This is a genomic window from Paenibacillus nanchangensis, assembly GCF_046543445.1.
GTDB classification, from domain to species: Bacteria; Bacillota; Bacilli; order Paenibacillales; family Paenibacillaceae; genus Paenibacillus_AQ; species Paenibacillus_AQ nanchangensis.
Genome location: NZ_JBHOFD010000013.1, coordinates 153607 through 174867 on the forward strand (window position 1 = coordinate 153607; position 21261 = coordinate 174867).

General features: G+C 55.1%; 19 protein-coding genes. 3 read left to right on the plus strand and 16 right to left on the minus strand.

Going from position 1 to position 21261, the window contains the following annotated elements; genetic code table 11:
- Positions 1 to 212: 212 nt before the first annotated feature.
- The 8 genes from ACE6ED_RS12585 to pdhA all read right to left on the minus strand — a co-directional run bounded on the left by ACE6ED_RS12585 (position 213) and on the right by pdhA (position 11052).
- Entirely contained in the window at positions 213 to 1967 is a 1755-nt protein-coding gene (locus tag ACE6ED_RS12585; protein ID WP_410827508.1) for a proline--tRNA ligase, read from the minus strand.
- Between the two features lie 515 nt (positions 1968 to 2482).
- Complete coding sequence (locus ACE6ED_RS12590) at positions 2483 to 3970, minus strand: glutamate synthase subunit beta (protein ID WP_410827509.1); 1488 nt, start codon at positions 3968 to 3970, stop codon at positions 2483 to 2485.
- Between the two features lie 200 nt (positions 3971 to 4170).
- Complete coding sequence (locus tag ACE6ED_RS12595; RefSeq protein WP_410827510.1) at positions 4171 to 4665, minus strand: dihydrofolate reductase; 495 nt, start codon at positions 4663 to 4665, stop codon at positions 4171 to 4173.
- A 120-nt stretch (positions 4666 to 4785) separates the two neighbouring features.
- Complete coding sequence (gene thyA, locus ACE6ED_RS12600; protein ID WP_410827511.1) at positions 4786 to 5580, minus strand: thymidylate synthase; 795 nt, start codon at positions 5578 to 5580, stop codon at positions 4786 to 4788.
- A gap of 261 nt (positions 5581 to 5841) precedes the next feature.
- Entirely contained in the window at positions 5842 to 7257 is a 1416-nt protein-coding gene (lpdA, locus tag ACE6ED_RS12605; protein WP_410827512.1) for a dihydrolipoyl dehydrogenase, read from the minus strand.
- A gap of 3 nt (positions 7258 to 7260) precedes the next feature.
- Entirely contained in the window at positions 7261 to 8922 is a 1662-nt protein-coding gene (locus ACE6ED_RS12610) for a 2-oxo acid dehydrogenase subunit E2 (RefSeq protein WP_410827513.1), read from the minus strand.
- A 69-nt stretch (positions 8923 to 8991) separates the two neighbouring features.
- A complete protein-coding gene (locus tag ACE6ED_RS12615; RefSeq protein WP_410827514.1) occupies positions 8992 to 9969 on the minus strand; it encodes an alpha-ketoacid dehydrogenase subunit beta in 978 nt (325 codons plus the stop codon).
- Between the two features lie 15 nt (positions 9970 to 9984).
- A complete protein-coding gene (gene pdhA / locus ACE6ED_RS12620) occupies positions 9985 to 11052 on the minus strand; it encodes a pyruvate dehydrogenase (acetyl-transferring) E1 component subunit alpha (protein WP_410827515.1) in 1068 nt (355 codons plus the stop codon).
- Positions 11053 to 11308: 256 nt separating this feature from the next.
- On the opposite strand from pdhA, the gene ACE6ED_RS12625 reads away from it, so the two are divergent.
- Positions 11309 to 12037 (plus strand): alpha/beta hydrolase, encoded by a 729-nt coding sequence (locus ACE6ED_RS12625; protein ID WP_410827516.1) that lies wholly within the window; start codon positions 11309 to 11311, stop codon positions 12035 to 12037.
- A gap of 104 nt (positions 12038 to 12141) precedes the next feature.
- Here the strand turns inward: ACE6ED_RS12625 and ACE6ED_RS12630 are convergent, their stop codons facing one another.
- A complete protein-coding gene (locus ACE6ED_RS12630) occupies positions 12142 to 12606 on the minus strand; it encodes a low molecular weight protein-tyrosine-phosphatase (RefSeq protein ID WP_410827517.1) in 465 nt (154 codons plus the stop codon).
- 153 nt (positions 12607 to 12759) lie between these two features.
- Between ACE6ED_RS12630 and ACE6ED_RS12635 the strand changes: the two genes are divergently transcribed.
- Together ACE6ED_RS12635 and ACE6ED_RS12640 are read left to right on the plus strand one after the other, a co-directional pair.
- On the plus strand, positions 12760 to 13401 hold the full coding sequence (locus ACE6ED_RS12635; protein ID WP_410827518.1) for a thiamine diphosphokinase: 642 nt from the start codon (positions 12760 to 12762) through the stop codon (positions 13399 to 13401).
- A gap of 369 nt (positions 13402 to 13770) precedes the next feature.
- Positions 13771 to 14208 carry a C40 family peptidase gene (locus ACE6ED_RS12640; protein WP_410827534.1) on the plus strand — a complete coding sequence of 146 codons (438 nt, stop codon included), beginning with the start codon at positions 13771 to 13773 and terminating at the stop codon, positions 14206 to 14208.
- A 55-nt stretch (positions 14209 to 14263) separates the two neighbouring features.
- On the opposite strand, the gene ACE6ED_RS12645 is transcribed toward ACE6ED_RS12640, so the two are convergent.
- From ACE6ED_RS12645 to ACE6ED_RS12675, 7 genes are all read right to left on the minus strand, one after another.
- Positions 14264 to 15025 carry a response regulator transcription factor gene (locus tag ACE6ED_RS12645; protein WP_410827519.1) on the minus strand — a complete coding sequence of 254 codons (762 nt, stop codon included), beginning with the start codon at positions 15023 to 15025 and terminating at the stop codon, positions 14264 to 14266.
- A 247-nt stretch (positions 15026 to 15272) separates the two neighbouring features.
- A complete protein-coding gene (locus tag ACE6ED_RS12650; RefSeq protein ID WP_410827520.1) occupies positions 15273 to 16472 on the minus strand; it encodes a ThiF family adenylyltransferase in 1200 nt (399 codons plus the stop codon).
- Between the two features lie 325 nt (positions 16473 to 16797).
- Positions 16798 to 18435: a serine/threonine protein kinase gene (locus ACE6ED_RS12655; protein WP_410827521.1), complete on the minus strand. Its 1638-nt coding sequence runs from the start codon at positions 18433 to 18435 to the stop codon at positions 16798 to 16800.
- A gap of 127 nt (positions 18436 to 18562) precedes the next feature.
- A complete protein-coding gene (locus tag ACE6ED_RS12660) occupies positions 18563 to 19627 on the minus strand; it encodes an SAM-dependent methyltransferase (protein ID WP_410827522.1) in 1065 nt (354 codons plus the stop codon).
- Positions 19624 to 20406, minus strand: a complete 783-nt coding sequence (locus tag ACE6ED_RS12665; RefSeq protein WP_410827523.1) for an ABC transporter ATP-binding protein — start codon at positions 20404 to 20406, stop codon at positions 19624 to 19626. The genes ACE6ED_RS12660 and ACE6ED_RS12665 overlap by 4 nt, the downstream gene beginning before the upstream one ends.
- Positions 20403 to 20726 carry a thioredoxin family protein gene (locus tag ACE6ED_RS12670; protein ID WP_410827524.1) on the minus strand — a complete coding sequence of 108 codons (324 nt, stop codon included), beginning with the start codon at positions 20724 to 20726 and terminating at the stop codon, positions 20403 to 20405. Before ACE6ED_RS12670 ends, ACE6ED_RS12665 begins: the two co-directional genes overlap by 4 nt.
- Positions 20723 to 21058 (minus strand): cyclic-phosphate processing receiver domain-containing protein, encoded by a 336-nt coding sequence (locus tag ACE6ED_RS12675; RefSeq protein WP_410827525.1) that lies wholly within the window; start codon positions 21056 to 21058, stop codon positions 20723 to 20725. The genes ACE6ED_RS12670 and ACE6ED_RS12675 overlap by 4 nt, the downstream gene beginning before the upstream one ends.
- Between the last annotated feature and the right edge of the window lie 203 nt (positions 21059 to 21261).

Here is a 21261-nt window from a genome sequence, read left to right on the forward strand (position 1 = left end):
ATAAACCCCTACGAAAGACTCCTCCCTTAGTGAACCTCCCCGTCAAGTACCTAGTATAAATAAAAGAGTTAAGCAGGCCTTGGTCCTGAATTTCAAAGGGACTGAGGCCGTTTACTTCTTATAGTCCATTAAACATGCTCCCTCATACGGCAGCAGGATTTTATGATTTCACCTGTCTACTTTATGGGGAGCATATCATCATTGGATCGCCTTTAAATTAAATAATTATAGGCAGTATCTGATGTTCCGTCCCATATCCGGCTTACCGTACGTACCGCTTCTTCCGCCGAAACGGTAAAGGTGTGGCCTGATTGCCGGTCCTGAAGCTCTACTTTGCCTTCCGCCGCTCCTTTCCCGATAACGACAACATACGGGATACCGGCAAGCGCGGCATCATTAAATTTCACGCCAGGCCGTTCCACCCGGTCGTCCAGCAGCGGCTCTAGCCCCGCCGTCTCCAGCATCTGGTACATTTGTTCCGCCAGGCGTGTCTGCGCTTCATCCCGCATCGACATGACCAGCAAATGCGCCGAATACGGCGCCAATTGGCTGGGCCAGACCAACCCCTGCTCATCATGATGCTGCTCCGCAACCGCGGCCAGTAGACGGGAAATGCCGATCCCGTAGCAGCCCATAATCAGCTCGCGTGACATGCCTGTCGCGTCTGTAACCGCCGCACCAAGCTTGGTGCTGTATTTGGTGCCAAGTTTAAAGACATGGCCCACCTCTATCCCACGGCTCATCGCCAACCGGCCTTTCCCGCACCGCGGACAGTGATCGCCAGCTGCAGCAATTGCCAGGTCCTCCGCCTTGTGAACCGGAAAGTCGATGCCTGGCTTAACGTTCACCCAATGATAGTCCGCTTCCCCGGCACCTGCCGCGCCGGAGCGAATTCCTTCGACGGACCGGTCGATCAGCATCTCCAGTTTAAGTCCAACAGGTCCGATAAACCCCGGCTCCATGCCGGTTACCTCGCGTACTGCTTCAGGTTCGGCCAGCTTGACTGCTTGTGCATTAAGCCATTTCTGCAGCTTCAGCTCGTTTACCTCCCGGTCCCCGCGGATCAGCACTGCTACCAGCCTGTCATCCGCCTGATAGACCAAAGTTTTAATCACGGTGTCCATTCCAATGCCAAGCGCCCGGGATAATTCCTCCACGGTCCGTATACCGGGGGTGTGCCGTTTTTCCATGTTTCCGCTCCCGCTGCCGGATTCTTCAGCCGCGCCGGTGTGGTGGTCATCACTCCACCCGATTTCGGCCAATTCCACATTGGCGGAGTATCCGCAGCAATCGCAGACGGCTACGGTGTCTTCCCCTGCCTCCGCCAAAGCGATAAACTCATGGCTCCCGCCTTCGCCTCCAATCTGCCCCGGATCGGCTTCAACGGCGCGGAAATAAAGTCCGCAGCGGGTAAAAATCCGATGATAAGCGTCATACATCGTCCGGTATGATTCATTAAGGCCTTCCGCATCGATATCAAACGAATACGCGTCTTTCATCAAAAATTCTCTTCCCCGCATGAGACCGGATCTCGGACGCCGTTCATCTCTAAATTTGGTCTGAATTTGATACAGCCGCTGCGGCAGCTCGCGATAGGAATGCAGCTCCTCCCGGACAAGCGAGGTAATCGCTTCTTCATGCGTAGGCCCCAAAACAAAACCGCGGCCATGCCGGTCATTGAGCCGGATCAGTTCCGGCCCGTACTGGTCTAGCCGTCCCGACTCCTGCCATAACTCGGCAGTCTGCATCGCCGGCAGCAGCATTTCCTGCACGCCCGCCCGCTCCATTTCGCTGCGCACAATCGCCTCAATCCGGCGCAGCACCCGGTAACCAAGCGGCAAATAACTGTAAATCCCCGCCGCATGCTGGCGGATATAGCCTGCCCGCAGCAGCAACCGATGGCTTGCCGTTTCGGCTTCCGCCGGAGCCTCCCGCAATGTTGGCATAAACAGCCTGCTTTGACGCATAACAACAACCCCTTTATCGTTTCGAGTGGATCCAGCAAGCACAAAAAAACACATCCGTCAGGGACGAATGTGTCGTGGTACCACCCTAGTTCAACCGTTTAGCCATCAGCAAATACGAGCGAATTCCAGCGCGGAAGAGCCTTATGCAGATACGGTTCTCAAGTCGGATAACGGCCGACGGCCGGCAACAGCTACTCAAAAACGGCGGCAGGCGATTGGGTAAAAAATCCCGGCTGACGGGATTCATACCTTCGCGCTCCTTCCGGTCTTCGACTCACTGATGCAGCTACAAGGCGGGACGGCGGTTCAGGGTGTACGAGTTCCTCTCAGCCTACCGGGAAACTCTCTCTGTTCACACGCCTTATCGGAACACCGATTCCTTGATGAAAGCCGATGCTTGCTTGGATTTGAAACATACTGTACAGGATCGCGGCGGGTGTTGTCAACTCTTCGCTAAATAAATGATTGGTTCCAGCCACCATCGGGCGAGCGGATGCAATCGTTGCCGGTTACCGTTATGCCAGTACAGAAGAACCCATCAAAAACTTGTCGACCTCGCGGGCCGCTTCCCGTCCTTCGTTAATTGCCCACACAACAAGGCTTTGTCCGCGGCGCATATCGCCAGCGGCAAATACTTTGTCCACGTTAGTATTGAATTTGCCGTAACGTGCTTTAACATTCGAACGGCGGTCTGTATCCAGCTTAAGCTGCTGTACCAGATCCTGTTCCGGTCCGTCAAAACCGATAGCGATCAGCGCAAGCTGGGCCGGATAAACAGCTTCCGTTCCAGGGATAGGCTGGTAGATTTTGCGTCCGGTTTCGTCCACCATCCGGCGGATGTTGACCGTGTGCAGTTCTTTCAGGTTGCCGTTCTCATCGCCTACAAATTTGGTAGTCATGATCGAAAATTCGCGCGGGTCATCGCCGAATACCGCTTTGGCTTCTTCCTGCGCATAATCGAGCGTATAGACATTCGGGAACTGCGGCCAGGGGTTCGCAATCGGATCGCGCTCCAGCGGCGCTTTGTCATGCGTGCCGAATTGGGTGATGCTGCGGCAGCCGTGACGCAGCGCGGTCGCTACGCAGTCCGAACCCGTATCCCCGCCGCCAAGAACGACAACATCTTTGCCTTCCGCAGAGATGTAGTTGCCGTCCTGCAGCCCCGAATCCAGGTAGCTTTTGATGGTGCCGGTAAGATAATCCATCGCGTACATCACGCCATTCAGTTCGCTGCCCTCCACGTTGAACTGGCGGGCTTTGGTTGCTCCGCCGCACAGCACTACGGCATCAAACTCTTCCACCAGCTGCTCGGCCGGAATATCCTTGCCGATTTCGGTGTTGGTAACAAACGTTACGCCTTCCGCCGCCAGCAGGTCCACACGCCGCTGCACCACGCCTTTGTCCAGCTTCATCGTCGGGATACCGTAGGTCAGCAGACCGCCGATCCGGTCGGCACGTTCGTACACTGTTACCGAATGGCCTGCCTTGTTCAGCTGAGCGGCAGCGGCAAGTCCTGCCGGTCCCGAGCCGACGATAGCTACCGTCTTGCCGGTCCGTTTCTCCGGCGGCTGCGGCACAACCCAGCCTTCCTCAAATCCTTTATCGATAATTGCCAGCTCGATCGTCTTGATCGTCACCGGCTGGCCGATCAGTCCCACGGTACAGGAGCCTTCGCACGGAGCGGGACAGATGCTGCCCGTAAATTCCGGGAAGTTGTTTGTCTTATGCAGGCGCTCCAGCGCTTCTTTCCACAGCCCGCGGTATACAAGGTTGTTCCATTCCGGAATCAGGTTGTGTACCGGACAGCCCGAAGTGCCTCCCGCCATGTCGATTCCCGTGTGACAATACGGGGTTCCGCAGTCCATACATCTTGCACCCTGCGTGCGCAGCTCTTCCTCGGACAAGCGATGATGAAATTCTTCCCAATCCTTCACCCGCTGCGCCGGATCACGGTCGCCCGGGATTTGGCGTTTATACTCCATAAAACCAGTCGGTGTAGACATCTATCGTTCCCCCATCCGTTTCTCTTCTCTTCTGCTGTGCCGCCTGGCGCGACCCTATTATTTTTAATTTTATTTAAATAATAGTAGCATTCCAAACTTTTATACATAAATGGACTATCCGGAAGATTATTTGCACTAATTCACATGGAATGTGAGTGTAAGCGATTGAGTCGATGGCCTGCTTATTTCAAACATTTCTATTAACTGTCCGTACGTTCATAGTAAGCAAAACGGTAATCGTACGGGTTCTTTTCGTCACGAATGCCGGGAATGCTGGAAACTTCCTTCCACTCTTCCCATGGAATTTCGGGAAAATACGCATCTCCTTCAAACTCGGCGTCAATCCAGGTGATGATCAGCTGATCGGCATAAGGGAGCATCAATTTGTAGATCTCCGCACCACCAATGACCATCAGCTCTTCCTTACCTTCGTCAAGTTGTAATGCATCCTCCAAGGTATGCACCACCGTACACCCCTCACACGTAAACTGGCGGTCCCGGGTAAGGACGACATTACGCCGGTCTTTCAGCGGTTTGCTGCCCAGCGACTCCCAGGTTTTGCGGCCCATCAGCACGGTTTTGTCCCGCGTTTTCTCAATAAAAAATGCGGTGTCGCGCGGAATGCGCCAAGGGAGCTGGTTATTTTTGCCGATTAAGTGATTGCGGTCCATTGCCCAAATCATCGAAATGCTCATGATTCGCCAGCCTCCTGCTTCGTGATACTTGCGTGCCCCGCAAACAGCGGCTGCCGCCTTGCGGGAGTGTATACTTGCAAACTGATGCGTCAATGTCCGGCCAAAAAATGCCGGCAGCCGTTAAATGGCTACTGGCGCTTTGATCGCCGGATGATGCCGGTAATCGATAAATTCGAAATCATCAAACGTATAATCAAAGATACTTTCCGGTTTACGGCGGATGTTAAGCTTCGGCAGCTCATAAGGCTCCCGCGCAAGCTGAGTCTTCACCTGTTCGAGATGGTTCGAATAAATATGGACATCGCCGCCGGACCAGATAAACTCGCCCGGTTCCAGATCGCACTGCTGGGCCACCATATGCGTCAGCAGCGCATAGCTGGCAATATTAAAGGGCAGTCCCAGAAAGGTATCCACCGACCGCATCGTAAGCATGCAGGACAATTTGCCGCCAGCGACATAAAATTGAAACACAAAATGGCACGGCGGCAGCTTCATCTGATCGATTTCACCTACATTCCAGGCACTGACGATATGTCTCCGGGAGTCCGGGTTGTTGCGGATCGATTCAATCACTTCCGCGATCTGGTCAATCCGGCGGCCGTCCGCACTCTCCCAGGCCCGCCACTGCGAGCCGTATACGGGACCAAGCTCGCCGTTCTCGTCCGCCCATTCATCCCAGATCGTCACACCGTTTTCCTTCAAATAGGAGATATTCGTCTCCCCTTTAAGAAACCACAGCAGCTCGTGAATTACAGATTTCAAGTGAATGCGCTTGGTGGTTAATAGCGGGAAGCCTTCGGCAAGGTCAAACCGCAGCTGACGTCCAAATACGGACAGCGTGCCCGTTCCCGTGCGGTCGCTTTTTGCCGTCCCGTTGTCCAGAACATCCTGGAGAAGGTCCAAATATTTCCGCAAGTTGCAGCGCTCCTTCTGTTTCTTTATCTTTTTAATAGTTTACCATGAGCTCACATCAATTGTCCCTGTAAAACTGTAGAAATTCGGCGGGTTTCATCGATGTAAACGAATTCAGCGGGCAAAAAAATACTATCCTCTCCTGCAGAATCGGCGGTACAAATTGCAGCAGAGATAACTTGGCATGCGCCGGAGAATAAAAAAGGAAGCCGCATCCCGAAGGAACGGCTTCCGTCTCTATACTATGGAAAAGATCTCCGCGGATTAACGGGACAGAACGTGGATCGGGTGTCCTTCCACCAGTTCCGCAGCTTCCATAACCACTTCGCCCAGAGTCGGGTGAGCGTGGATGGTCAAGGAGATATCTTCAAGCGTAGCGCCCATTTCGATCGCAAGTCCAAGCTCGGCGATCAGGTTGGAAGCTTCGATACCTACGATTTGGCAGCCAAGCACAAGGTTGTTGTCGGCGTTCGCCACAATCTTGATAAAACCTTCCGCGTTGTTCAGGGACAAGGCGCGTCCGTTGCCTGCAAGCGGGAACTTGCCGGCTTTGACTTTGTAGCCCTTTTCCTTCGCTTCGCTTTCGGTCAGGCCGACGCTGGAGCATTCCGGATCAGTGAAGACCACGGCCGGGATGACTTTGTAGTCCACCACGGATTTGTGTCCGGCAATCGCTTCGGCAGCGACTTTACCTTCGTAGGACGCTTTGTGAGCCAGCGCCAGACCCGGCACCACGTCGCCAATGGCGAAGATGTGCGGGATATTGGTGCGGCCTTGGTGGTCGACTTTGATCAGTCCGCGCTCGTCAAGCTCGATACCGATCAGGTCGAGGCCCAGTTCACCGTCCGTATTCGGGCGGCGTCCAACCGTAACCAGCAGGTATTCAGCAGTTACTTCTTTGGACTCGCCGTTTACGGAGTATTTTACCGTAACTTCTTTGTCGTTTTGTACGGCACTTTCCGCTTTTGCGTTCGTAACGATTTCGATGCCGGTTTTGTTCATGTTTTTAGCAACAAGACGGGTCATGTCTTTGTCAAAACCAGGCAGAACCGTATCCATGCCTTCGATGATCGTTACTTTTGTGCCAAACTTGGAGTACATTTGGCCCAGCTCGGCGCCGATGTAGCCGCCGCCGATCACGATCATGCTTTTCGGAATTTCAGGCAGCTCCAGGGCTTCAGTCGAGGACAAAATGCGTCCGCCAAACGGGAACGGCTTCAGTTCGATCGGGCGGGAGCCCGTCGCGATGATGCAGTTCTTGAACCGGTAACGCGGGGACTCGTGGTCGTTAAATACCCGTGCTTCCGTTTCGCTGATGAACATGCATTCGCCGTTGAACACTTCCACTTTGTTGCCTTTGAGCAGGCCGGCTACGCCGCCGGTCAGTTTCTTGACAACGCTGTTCTTGAATTCCTGTGTCTTGCTGAAGTCAACCTTCACGTTCTCGGCGGTTACGCCAAACGCTTCGCCGTGCTTGGCGGACTCATATTGGTGAGCCGCCGAGATCAGCGCTTTGGAAGGGATACAGCCGCGGTTCAAACATACGCCGCCGACTTCGGATTTATCTACGATGAGAACTTTTTGTCCGAGCTGGGCGGCACGAATTGCCGCCACATATCCGCCAGGACCTGCACCAATGACCAATGTATCAATATCGAGTGAAGCGTCTCCCACTACCATATGTTACACCTCCATAACCAGCAGCTCGGGATTAGCGAGCAGCGATTTAATGTAATTCATAAAGTTTTGTGCTGTTGCTCCGTCGATCAGACGGTGGTCGAAGCTGAGGGACAGGGCCATTACCGGAGCGGCTACGATTTCGCCGTTCTTCACAACCGGTTTCTCGCTGATGCGGCCGGTTCCTAGAATGGCTACTTCCGGGTAGTTGATGATCGGCGTAAAGAACATACCGCCGGCCGAACCGATGTTGGTGATGGAGATCGTGCTGCCTCTCATCTCGTTCGGGCTCAGTTTGCCGTCACGGCCGCGTGCCGCAAGGTCGCGGATGCTGTCAGCGATCATCCAGATGCTCTTACGGTCGGCATCCTTGATCACCGGAACAATCAGACCGTTGTCGGTGTCAGTAGCGATACCGATGTTGTAGTACTTCTTGTAGACGATTTCGTTGGCTTCTTCGTCGATCATGGCGTTCAGCGCCGGGAACTGGCGGCTGGCCGCAACAAGCGCCTTAACGATGAACGGCAGGTACGTAACTTTGACGCCCTTCTTCTCGGCAACCGGCTTCATGCGGGTACGGAAGGCCACCAGTTCGGTAACATCAACTTCGTCCATGATGGTAACGTGCGGCGCTGTGTAGGCCGATTTAACCATCGCGTTCGAAATCGCTTTACGGATACCTTTGAACGGTACGCGCTCTTCTTCCAGACCTGCGGCGGCGGCTGCAGGTGCAGCTGCTGGCGCTTTGTCTTTGGCTTTTGGAGCTTCAGCCGCAGCAGGCGCTGCTGCTTGTGCAGCCGCAGGAGCTGCTGCCGCGCTGCCGCCTTTCATGAAGGCTTCCACGTCTTCGCGGCTGATCTTGCCGTTTTTGCCTGTTCCGTTTACGTTTGCCAGATCGACATTGTTGTCGCGGGCAAATTTGCGGACAGCAGGAGTTGCCAGGATGTCGCGGTTTGGAGCCGGAACAGAACCCGCAGCGGCAGGAGCCGTATTCGCGCTGCCTTTGGCCGCATCCGCTTCCTGAGCGCTTTGGTCAGCCGCATGGCCGCCTTCCTGCTCCGGAATGTCGCCTTCGGCCGCAATAGTAGCTACCGTCTGGCCTACGCGGAATACGTCGCCGTCTTTTGCGAATACTTCCAGCACCGTGCCGTTAACCGGGCAAGGCACTTCCACAACGGCTTTATCGTTCTGCACTTCCATGATGATGTCTTCGTCGGTTACTTTGTCGCCGGCTTTGATGTGCATTTTAACGATTTCGCCTTCATGCAGACCTTCGCCAAGCTCAGGGAACGGATATTTGTATACATTGGAAGCGGCAGGAGAAGATGCTGCCGGGGAAGATGTAGTGTCAGCGCTGCCTTTGGCCGCGTCGGCCTCTTGAGCGCCTTGGTCGGCCGCATGGCCGCCTTCATTTTCCGGAATGTCGCCTTCGGCGTCGATTACCGCAACGGTTTGTCCCACGCGGAATACATCGCCGTCTTTTGCAAACACTTCCAGCACCGTGCCGTTAACCGGACAAGGAACTTCAACTACCGCCTTGTCGTTCTGCACTTCCATGATGATATCTTCGTCGGTTACTTTGTCGCCGGCTTTGATGTGCATTTTGACGATTTCGCCTTCATGCAGACCTTCGCCAAGCTCGGGGAATGGATAATTATACTTCGCCACGATCGAAACCCTCCTCTGTTAAATGAAAGCCGGGCCCGGTCACCCGGGCCTTCGGCCAGCCGAACAATCTTAGAATTCCAGCACTTTCTTGACGCCGGCGATGATACGGGCCGGAGTCGGCAGCCATGTGTCTTCGATTTGCGCGAACGGATACACGGTATCCGGACCCGCGATGCGGAGCACTGGCGCTTCCAGGTGCAGAATTGCTTTTTCATTGATCTGCGCAATAACTTCGGCGGCAACGCCGGAGCTCTTCTGTGCTTCCTGCACGACGATGGCACGATTGGTTTTCTTCACGGATTCCACAATCGTGTCGATGTCGATCGGGCTGACGGTACGCAGGTCGATGATCTCCGCTTTGATGCCTTCTTTAGCAAGCTCGTCGGCTGCTTTGGTTGCGGTGTGAACCATCATGCCGTAAGCGATGATCGTCACGTCGGAGCCTTCGCGAACGATGTTCGCTTTGCCGATCTCAACCGTATAGTCGCCTTCCGGCACTTCGGCGCGGAATGCATGGTATAAGTTCAGGTGCTCCATAAAGAAGACCGGATCGTTCTCGCGGATGGCCGCAATCAACAGGCCTTTGGCGTCATACGGATTGGAAGGAACAACCACCTTGATGCCGGGAGTCTGCGCAAGCAGGCCTTCCAGAGCGTCGGTGTGCAGCTCAGCCGCTTTTACGCCGCCGCCGAAAGGCGTGCGGAATACGATCGGAGCTGTATATTTGCCGCCTGTGCGGTAGCGCAGACGAGCGGCTTGCACAGCCATTTGGTCAAGCGCTTCGAAGATAAAGCCGACAAACTGGATCTCGGCGATCGGCCGAAAGCCCTGGATGCCCAGACCTACAGCCAGGCCGCCGATGGCGGACTCGGCAAGCGGCGTATCGAATACGCGGTCTTCGCCAAATTCTTTTTGCAGTCCTTCCGTAGCGCGGAATACGCCGCCGACGTTGCCGACGTCTTCACCGAAGACCAGCACGCTCGGGTCACGCTTAAGTTCGACGCGCATCGCGTCGCGGATCGCTTCTTTCATATTCATTTGTGCCATTGCTACTTCTCCCCCTTATTCAAAATCCGCTTTTTGTTCTTGAAGATGCTTAGGCGTATGTTCGAACATGCTGTCGATCAGGCCGGGAACCGTCATTTTTTCGGTTTTCTCCGCTTTCTTGATCTCCTCGGCCACTTTCGCCTTCGCCTCGTCTTTTACGCGCTGCGTGTCTTCATCAGTCCACAGGCCTTTTTTCTCCAGGTACTTGACCACGCGGGCGATCGGGTCTTTCTCGTTCCATTGTCCTTCTTCTTCTTTCGTCCGGTATTTGCTGGCGTCGTCAGAAAGAGAGTGCGGACGGAAACGGTAAGTAACCGCTTCGATCAGCGTTGCGCCTTCGCCGTTGCGGGCGCGTTCGGCAGCTTCCTGCACCGCGCGGATGACCGCAAATACGTCCATGCCGTCCACTTTGATGCCCGGGATGCCAACGGCAACTGCTTTATGCGCAATCGATTTGGCTGCGGTTTGTTTTGAGAAAGGAGTCGTAATGGCATATCCATTGTTCTGAACGAAGAAAATGACAGGCAGTTTGAAACGTCCGGCAAAGTTCATGCCTTCGTAGAAGTCGCCTTCGGAGGAACCGCCGTCACCTGTGTAAGTAATTACAACGTTCTTCTGCTGCTTCAGCTTGAAGCCCATGCCGATACCGACAGCATGCAGAATTTGAGCGCCGATAATAATTTGCGGAGGCATAACATTAACGCCCTCAGGAATCTCGCCGCCGTGCTGATGGCCGCGGGAATACAGGAACGCTTGATACAGCGGCAGGCCGTGCCATACCAGCTGGGGAATATCACGATAACCGGGGCAGATAAAATCTTCTTTCTCCAGCGCGAATTCGCTGCCGACCATCGTTGCTTCTTGTCCGGATACGGGAGCATAGAAACCGAGGCGGCCTTGACGGCCCAGGTTAACCGCACGGTCGTCCCAAGTACGGGTGAAAATCATACGGTAAGCAATTTCTTTCAATTGGTCATCGGTAAGCTTGGGCAATTTATCCTTATTGATAACCTCGCCGTCCGGCGAGAGCACCGAAAGCGCTTCGACGTCCTCTGTATACACTTCATAAGGAACTTTACTCATTATCTTCACCTCAACAAAAATATTTGAATATCAGCTGCCTCTGTTATAGAATTATTATACACCTGTTTCGGTCCATTCGTCAAAGAAAACGGCATAAAATTTATGATCCCATAAATTTTGTATGTATAACAGGTAGTTGTAAATTATATAACAGATGCTTGTAACTTTGACAGGCACGTGAACAAGTCCGCAACTCCTATCTTACTCCATCCCGCCGGCGGATGCAAAAATTCGACAAGAAAGGCGTGTGTCTATCATGAGCGATTCGCTGTACAAACGCACGATAGTTAAGGAAACGATCTGGAGTGAACATCTTCAGGAACACCGCAAGCTCCGCATCTACCTCCCTCCCGGCTATAATGAAATTCTGAGTTACCCTGTTGTCTACTGTCAGGACGGCGAAGAATTCTTCAATTTCGGCCGGATCGCCACGCTTGCCGGGCAGCTGATCCTGGAGGAAGATGTTGAACCGTTTATCATCGTTGGTGTCGAAGTCGATGTCTCCAAGCGGACGAGCGAATACGCGCCGTTTGGCGGCCGTTTTGACCGTTACCTTTCCTGCTATGCCGAAGAAATTGTTCCCTATGTAGAAGAAAAATATGCGGTGCGCCGGACACCGGACGAGCGGATCCTCGCAGGCGACTCCTTGGGCGGCAGCGTTTCGCTGCATCTGGCTCTCCGCTACCCCGCCTTGTTCCGCCGGGTGCTGAGCTTGTCGGGCGCTTTTTATCCGGAATCCAGAGAATGGCTGACCCGGGAAACCGACTTGTCCTGGCTTGACATCAATATGGTTGTCGGCCTGCAGGAAACGGAATATCAGACGGACACCGGCGTTTATGATTTTGTCGAAATGAACCGTGAAACAGCCCGGATGCTAAAAGAACTCGGCGCTACTGTTTCCTATAGAGAGAAAGACGGCCGCCATCTGTGGGGATTTTGGCAAAAGGAACTGCCCGAATCGCTCCTCTATTTCTTTACCCGCTGATTGGGATTTGATAGCCTCCAAAAGTGAACAACTTGGGGCGCTATCACCGGAATAGATGATCACGCTTACATCGCCTTGCGGAGCCGGGCCTTCCGCCCTGCTCCTCACCCCAGATCCCGCTGAATCCGGTCCAAAAGCGCCGTACAGCCCGCTTCAATCAGCTCGTAGGTCTGTTCGAAATTTCCGGTGAAGTACGGATCCGGCACTTCGCGCAGTTCCGCATCCGGCAGCAAATCCATAAAAAACAGCAGCTCTGCCTGATCGCCGCCGCGCAGCTTGCGCACATTCTCCCCGTTCGATTGGTCCATGCACACAATGTAATCGAAGCTGCCGAAATCCTCGGGCTGAATTTGTCTGGCGGTCATCCCCGCGTAGTCAATCCCGTACTGGTCCAGCATTCTCCGGGTTCCCTCATGCGGCGGTTTGCCGATATGCCAATTCCCTGTCCCCGCAGAATCGACGGTGATTTTGTCCTGCAGCCCGGCTATTGCGATCTTGCTGCGAAGCACTGCTTCGGCCATGGGGGAGCGGCAGATATTGCCCAGGCATACAAACAGCACGTTAATCAACTTCACACCTCCTATCTGGTACGCATCTTTTTATAGAAATTGCGCGTCTTTTCTATTTTAGCTTGTCCAGCCAAATTGTACAACGAATCCAAAGTGGACTATACTTGGTTTTGTAAATTGAGCGAGTCACTACTATAGAAAAAGGGGATGCTTATGCTATCCAAACGTGTCGTCATCTTTTCGGGCGGTAATTTGGACCCGGGCGACCTGGGTCTGCTTCGGCCGGACGATTACATTATCGGAGCCGATCACGGAGCACTATTCCTCGTCAGACACGGCATCCGCCCCGATATTTCGCTTGGCGACTTTGATTCGGTTCCCGCGGAGACGCTGGGTGAAATTACAGCAGCAAGCGGCAGAGTCATCGCCTGCGATGCGGTGGACAAGGATTTAACGGACAGCGAATTGGCGCTAGATATGGCGCTTGAACGTGAACCGGAAGAGATTTTAATGCTGGGCGTTACAGGCACCCGGCTTGACCAGACTTTAGCTAGTGTGCAAATGCTGAAGCGGGCGCTGGAGCGCCAGGTTCTCTGCTTCATTAAAGACTGCAACAATTACATCATGCTCACGGGCTCCCAAGCAGTGGTGCGGGATTTGGGCTACACCTACGTCTCGCTGCTTCCGCTGACGCCGGAGGTTACCGGAATTACGCTGGAGGGATTTCAATATCCGCTGAATGACGCCACACTCCGGCTCGGACAATCACTGGCTGTCAGCAACCGCCTGCTGGGCGAAAGCGGGACAGTCTCGATCCGGAGCGGACTGCTCCTGATTATCCAAAGCAAGGATTAAAGGAGCGAGCTTGGACTCAGGAAAAAGCAAAACCGCGCCGGTCATTGAATACAGTTTTGTAACCGGTGATTCAAATTTGTAAATGTGGAAAACCCTTGATATATCAAGGGTTTTTTCTTTTTTTCAGGGCTGATTTTCTTGTAAATCTTAATTTTTTGTAACTTTTAATCGGATTTTAATAAAAGCCTTCAAAGCCTGCCGCCGCCCGGGATTGACGCATCCCTGCCAATAATTAGGCCAAATTCAACCTGCTATACTCGGGAAGCGGACAAGACAAACACAACTTTGGAGGTACACACCATGAACAAGCAATGGATTCGCAAAGCAGTTATTCTTGGACTTTTGACCTCGGTCGGTTTCTCGGGTCTTATGGCCAGCGGCGTAGGAGCAACCCCGGTAGCCGCGGCATCGGCGAGCGCAGTAAGCAAAGGCCAGCAAATCGTTAACTACGGCAAAAAATTTATGGGCACACCATACAAGTTCGGCGCGTCGACTTCGACTACCCGCTACTTCGACTGCTCTTCCTTTACAAAATATATCTTTAAAAAATACGGCAAAACCCTGCCGCGCACTTCCGCGGCCCAAGCTAAAGTCGGCAAAGCCGTCTCCAAATCGAATCTTCGCGTTGGCGACCTGGTCTTCTTCTCTAGCGGCAGCCGGGCGAATGGCAAAAACGTAACCCACGTGGCTGTATACGCAGGTAACGGCAAAATTCTGCACACGTACGGTTCTCCAGGCGTAACGCTGTCCAATCTTAATGCGGGCAACTGGAAAAGAACGTATCTGAAAGCACGCCGCGTCCTGTAGTAACGCGTACTTCTATAGACAACTTAAAACTTGCGGCCGGAAGTAAAGCTTCCGGTTACTCCGCGGGATCGGAGCCGGGAAGCTTCAGCATGTACCCCGCCCCGCGGACCGTCTGGATCAGCTTAGGCCGGACCCCTTTATCCACTTTCAGACGAAGGTGGCGGATAAATACGTCCACGACATTGGTCCCCGCATGAAAATGAAACCCCCACACATTGCGCAAGATTTCCTCTCTTCCGCAGACCTCGCCGGCATGCAGCATTAAATAATGCAGCAGCTCGAACTCCTTTGGGGTGAGCGCAAGCAGCCGGCCGTCTCTCCAGATTTGGCGGCGTCCCGGGTCAACAACCAATCCGTCAACCTCAAGGCGGCCGCCGGATCCGCGCCTGGCAGACGACAAAGCAAGCAAGTTTGCAATGCGGGCCCTCAATTCCCGAGGGTCTGCAGGTGCGCGTACATAATCGTTGGCGCCTCGTTCAAGCAGCCGCGCGGCATCGTCCGCCTGCCCCTCAGGCGTGACGACTAGCAGCGGCAGCACGCTGCCGCCGGAACGGATGCTGTCTACCGCCGCCCATAACCACCGCTCTTCCGCGCGCCGGCGCTCCGTTCCCGGCGGCGACAGCTCCGCTGCCAGCAGGCGGTACGCACCTTCCTGCAGCCGTTCCCGGAGTTCCTCCGGGCGGGCGCAGTAGTCGGTTGCCCAGCCGGCTTCTTCCGCCAGCCGGCTGGCTGCAGCCTCGGCGGCCTTTAGTCCGGCCGCGCGGTTCCCCGGCTGCTCGCCCATTTCGGGCAGCAGCCACAAAATACGCTCCATCATATCGCAAAACCCCGCCGTTTCGCATCATACTGTGCTGTGTACAGTGCACTTTGTGCTGAGTACTGTGTACTAAGTACTGCGTGTACTGTACTGTGTACTACTGTGTGCCATGCGCCCACTTGCGCCCGGCAGCCGGCTATAGGGTTCCCTCAAATGATCAGGGCCATCCGTTTAATGGATGGCCCTGTTTTCGTATTTCATCCCGTTCACCTGTTTAAAACAACAACTTAACCGTTTGCCTGTTCAGTTATCCGAAATACCTGTGATAAAAGCTTCTTGCCGCAGCCGTGTCGTTTGTGCCGTGCACAAGCGCCCTGCCGTCGGCAAACACAACCAGCCGAAGCGTACCCGTGTTCAATGACAGCAGAAACGGATTGACTTCCACTGTGCCGTCGCCAAGCTGCTTCAAGCGCTGCGCCGCCGCTTCCAAGTTGATCCGCTCCCGCTTTGGCGGACGGATCTGCACCGTGTCGCGTCCGCACAGCACCTCGGTCCGTTCGGCATTTGCCGCGGACAGATAGGGATAACTCGGAGCGGCTCCGCAGGACGGGCAATCTTGTTTGCGGGCATTTTGGACGCCGATTTCCTGGTACTCATTGCGCCACACGTCAAACATGAGCAGCCGCTTCCGCAGTGCCTCCCGTTTACCGGCAAGCAGCTTAAACGCCTCCATGGTCTGGTTTGCAACCACCATTTGCACGGTCTGCGGAAGAATGCCCGCCGTATCGCAGGTATCGCCCCCAAGCGGCACAGTGCCCATGAGGCAGTTCAAGCAGGGGGTCTCGCCGGGTAAAATCGTATAGGTCACTCCGTAACTGCCGACACAGGCGCCATAAATCCAGGGGATCCCGTGCTTTTGCGCCAGATCGTTAATGATCAGCCGGGTATCGAAATTGTCCGTTGCGTCCATCATCAGATCAATTCCGTCCAGCAGCGCTTCCAACTCTTCCGCCCGGGCGTCCATAATATGCGTCTCGATGGCAACCTCCGAGTTAATCGCCCTAAGCCTAACCGCTGCCGCTGCCGCCTTTGGCGTCCGGTCTCTTGCATCCTCCTCGCTGTACAGCTGCTGGCGCTGCAAATTGCTCCATTCCACGTAGTCCCGGTCGCACAGCACAAGCCTCCCCACACCGCCGCGAACCAGCGTTTCGGCAATCCCGGTGCCAAGCGCTCCAGCTCCAACCACCAGCACAGCGGAAGCGGATAATGCCGCCTGGCCCTCCCGGCCAAAAGGATGAAAGCGAATCTGTCTGGAGTAGCGGCCGTTTCCCTGTTTAGAGGAGGGCTGAAGTTGTCCGGTATGCTCGTTTTGCCGTGTATGTTCGTTGCTCCGGATTTTCTCAGTGTGTCCTGATTGTCCAGCGCCGCTGCCCTGGGAATGCCGTACCTGTTCGCCGTTATCCTTGTCCTTGTCCTTGTCCTTGTCCTTGTCCGCCGCTTGTCCCATCCAAACCCTCCTCTTTCATGAGAAAAAGCGGGGGTGACGCCCCCGCGCTGTAATAACTGATCATATAAATGATTCATCCCATTAAAGGTATTCGATCCTTTGGTGTACACCGGTTTATTTTAGCATAGGGAGAGGCCTATCTGAAACTTAAAAGTGGTCATTGTGTGTACTAAGTGGCGGGGCTGTAAAAGCGCACTGCTGCAAACGGCAAAGAGAGCATCTAAATAACGTATTTACTTCGCTCCTTCAATTCCTATCCCCCTGCCGGCCTCCATTTTTTTAGCACGGTGGTTCAGTCTGCACAGCCTCCTAAAAAAGTAACCATTTATGGGTTTCGCACAGCCGGTCCATTCAGCAGGGGCAGCAAAAGCGCCTCCCAGATCCGCTGATCCAGGTTGGATTCCAGCGGTTCAGAGACGCAAGGAAGCCCATGTACCCGCACCTCGGTCATCGATTGAACAAGGCCAGCCGTTTCCTTCCCTGCAAGCGGCAGGGCGACAACCAGGTTCTCCGTATACCGTCCAAATTCCCGGGCGCACCGCACCGTCTCTTCCAGCCGCCAGTCCGCACCTGAGGCGATCAGCACGGATACCTCCGCCGCAGCCACAATCCCCTGTACGCTAGCAGCGCCGATTCGGGATCCCAAGTCAAAGATGGCCCAGCGGTAACCCGCCAGCAGACCGGCGTAAAACTCGGTGTACGGCCGGTCCGTCCGTCTGGCGCAGTCGAAACCGCCGAGCCGGAATACCGCTTCTCCGTCCGGTCCGGGCGTCTCGGGCGCTCCGGAGAGACCGCGCAGCCGGCGGTATGCCGAAGCGGCAGGGTTCAGCTCCACCCAGACCGCCGGACCGAGCCCCGACAGATAACGGGCGGCGGCCAGTGAAGCCGACGTCGTACCAAGCCCTGGCGCCGCCCCCAAAAAAGCGACGACGGCGGTCCGCTTTGGGTCAAAGCTCCCCGCTCTTTTTCCCCTGTTTTTCCCGCCATTAATACTAATTCCGTCATGGATACTAATCCGGCCGCCAATATTAAACGCTTCTGCACCCTCAACGCCGACCTTTCCTCCGGTAGATCCGGAAATTTGCCGTGAAGGTTTACACGCTGATTGATTAGGAGCCGCTGTTACCGACGACCTAACCACGCGGCCGCCAGACTCTTCGCCGGCCGCATTCGGCTTCAGCTCCCTTAGACAACGCAGCGCGTCGGAAGCTGAAGCATATCGGTCACCGGGATTTTTCCTGAGCAGCCGGCGGATAAAGCCTGTCAGGGCGGCAGGCAGCACGCCATGCAGGGCCCGTTCCGCTCCTCTTCCCCATTCGGTGAACGCCCCTCTGGTGGCCAGACTGAGCAGCAGCGCGCCCAGCCCGTACAGGTCCGATCTCGGATCGCTGTTGCCCGTGTAGCTTTCGGGCGCGGCGAAACCGACGGTCCCGAGCCGGGTGGTGTCGCCGCTTCCATTTGGATGGTAGCTCCGGGCGATCCCGAAGTCGATCAGCTTGATTGTTCCATCAGCATCGATCATGAGATTAGACGGCTTTACATCCCGGTACACGACTGGGGGCTGGCGGGAATGCAGATACGTGAGTATATCCAGCACGGCTTCGGCTACGTTTACCAGTTCTGTTGCTCCCGCCGCTTCTCCTGTGCGCCGATACAATTGCTCCAGCGTGTCGCCCGGGATATAATCCATCACCAGGGAGGTCCAGTCTTCCCCTTCGGGCATCAGCCAATCGACAACCCGGGGAAGCCGCGGATGCTGCAGCGCAATCAGCAGCGACGCTTCGGAAGCCAGCTGACCCCTTTCCGCCCCGCCAGCCGGCGATATTTTCACCGCCCAGCGCTGACCGGGCAGACGCAGATCGTCAGCAAGATAAACCCGGCTCATCCCGCCTTTGCCAAGCTCGGCTGCAACCCTGTATCTGCCTCCGAGCAGCGTTCCTTTGTCCAGCAAGGGAATTTCCATTCAGCAATCCTCCTTAACGGTTCTAGGGCGTTATACCAATAAAAAAAGCACCCCGATCTCAAACCCCGGACATAACCGGAGCCCAAAATCAGGATGCTTTCCTGTATCAATAACTTGATTATAACGATTAATATTTGATCATGTACAGCGTAATTTCATCGCGGTTGTGAAACAGCTGTTTGGCCCGCTGAATCTGCATCCGGTTTGCTTCAAAAATACCGGTGATCTCCTTGATGAGCGCCATCGGCTTTTTGTGCATCAGCTTCACCGTCACCACCGCCGTTCCTCCCGGCGCCAGACTGTAGAGCAGTCCGGTCACCAGCTTGGCCATCAGCTTCGGACTCCAGCTCATATCACAGACAAGCAGGTCAAACTCGGCATCGCCGAACTTTACCTCGCCCGCGTTTTTCCGCATAATACGCAGAGCCGGGTGCCCAACCAGGGATTCATGCATTTTGGCGGGATCAACCGCCGTCACCTGCAGCCCTTTTTCCAGCAAAAAAGAGGTCCATCCGCCAGGCGCGGCCCCGATATCAAGCGCACGGCGGAACGAGTCAAACGGAATGCCGAATTCTTTTTCCGCTTCCATCAGCTTGAACTTCGCCCTTGAGATCTGCCCGTCTTCTTTACGAAAACGGATCGCTCCGCCGCTCCAATCGGACAAATTGTCCTTCGGCCGGGAAACCCCTGCATAAACAGCCGATTCCGTCACATAAACGGAAATGGTCCACTCCGGCTGCTGTACGCTAAAATCCGCGCCCAGCCCGTCTAATTCGCCCTGCAGCCACTCTCTCAGCTCGCCGGGGCTTTCCGTCCAGAACGCCTTTGTGCTTTTGCGGACCTGCAGCGCGATCCGTTCGCCCTCAAGCTCCGCCCTCCGGCTCAAATAGACGGCGAGGCGCCCCAGCCCGGCTAAATTGCCTTCGTCCTGGAACTCCACGGGCAGCAGATGCCTCAGAAAAATCGGCCGCTCCGCCGATATCCGCGCCACCGCTTCTGCCCTTCCGGCTTGCAGCGAAGCCAAAAATACCTCCCCGGATTCCAGCACCGTGCTTTTCACCGCGCCGAACATCCGCCGAAGCTCCTCCTGCGCGTACGGGGCAAATCCGTGATTGGCCGTACAGATAAACCGGGAAAATCCGGACTCCGGCTGTCCTTCCCCCTCGGGGGCGTCATGGTTCAAATCATTCAAAGCGTAATTCCTCCATTGTTCAGTGTAATCCAAGGACGGCTGTCCGCCCATTGCACTTGTACAGGCAGTCCGTACACAGCCGACAGCCTCTCCGCGGTCACCATCTCACTTTTAAGGCCGCTGCCCAGCAGCCTGCCTTCCTGAATCAAGGCGGCATGGGTAAAAACCGGCACAATTTCTTCCACATGGTGCGTTACGTAGATCAGTGTGATTTTGCTGCGGTCCAGCTGTCCCAGTTCCTCCAACAGGCGTTCCCGTTCATACAGATCCAACCCGGAACATGGTTCGTCCATAATCAGCAGCCGGGGGTTGGCCATGAGCGCACGGGCCAGCAGAATTTTTTTGCGTTCCCCTTGAGAAAGAGCGCCAAGCGGCTGCTCCGCAAGCCGGACAAGCTTCATCGCGTCCAGACGGGCATAAGCCTGGGCTTTGGCTTCTTCCGGAATCTCCTGATAGAACCGCAAAAAACCGTACAAACCGGTTGCCACCACCTCCCAGACGGGATCGCGCAACGTCAATTTTTCCAGCAATGACTGGCTGATATAGCCGATGGACCGGCGCACCTCTCTTATATCGCATTGTCCGTACTGTTGTCCCAGCACGTTTACCGTCCCCGAGCTCGGAAACTGGTAGCCGGTAATCAGCTCCAGCAGCGTTGTTTTGCCCGAACCGTTGCGGCCAAGAAGCACCCATTGTTCGCCCGGGTTGATCCGGAGGTTGATCCCCTCCAGAATCTGCCGCTCCCCGCGCCGGAAGCTGATCTCCTGCAAATCGATCATAACCGCGCCCCCTCTCTAACGTATTCCAGGACACTGTCGACCGAACGCATGGCATAATGAATCACAGGAGGTGTTTTGCGGTCCGGCTCAAAAACCATAAGTGCAGGCACGCTGGCGATTTTGTACTGTTTTACCACGGTTGGCAGCACGTTGACATTGCCGGAGACGAAGGTGCCTGGCGGCAGCAGATGCTCCGCCACTTCAATCATCCGCCGGGCGGCCCGGCAGGTTCCGCACAAAGGGGTGTGCAGATACACGGCCAACGCTTCTCCTTTACGCCATATGACTTCCAGCAGCTCCCGCTCTTCCAGCTCGATCACGGCGTATGTCCCTCCCGGCCCGCTTCGGCAAAAGGATCCCTAGGCCCGTTGTGTATTAGGGTGCCCTCCGGCTTGGCGGCATACAGCATTTCATACATCCGGCGTCTGCCTTCAGCGCTTGACGTATGCAAATAAATTTCTTTCGGGAACAGGCCTTCTCTAACGATTGCCGCCGCCACATCTCCGCCGCTTGGGCTGTCCCAGCCCATTTCATAATCAAGCGACAGCACGTCCACCTCACACTCTCTGAGCAGCAGCAGACACTCTTCGGTCGTACGGGCCAATACAAAACCGGCCGGCGCGGACCGGTAATCATCCATAAAAACACGCATGAAATGCGGCCTCCTCATAGACTGAACGAAAGACGTACAGGTGGGGCGGGGCTGGCACTGCGGCGAATTTGGGACTTCCGGTTGCTGTTATTTTCGGAGTTCTTGAATGGTAGGACCAGTTAGCGGGAGAACTCCGAAAATAAAGGCAAGCGCGTTCGCTCCTACAGCTCCAAATTGCCTCCGTGCCCTCCCCGCCATCCTGT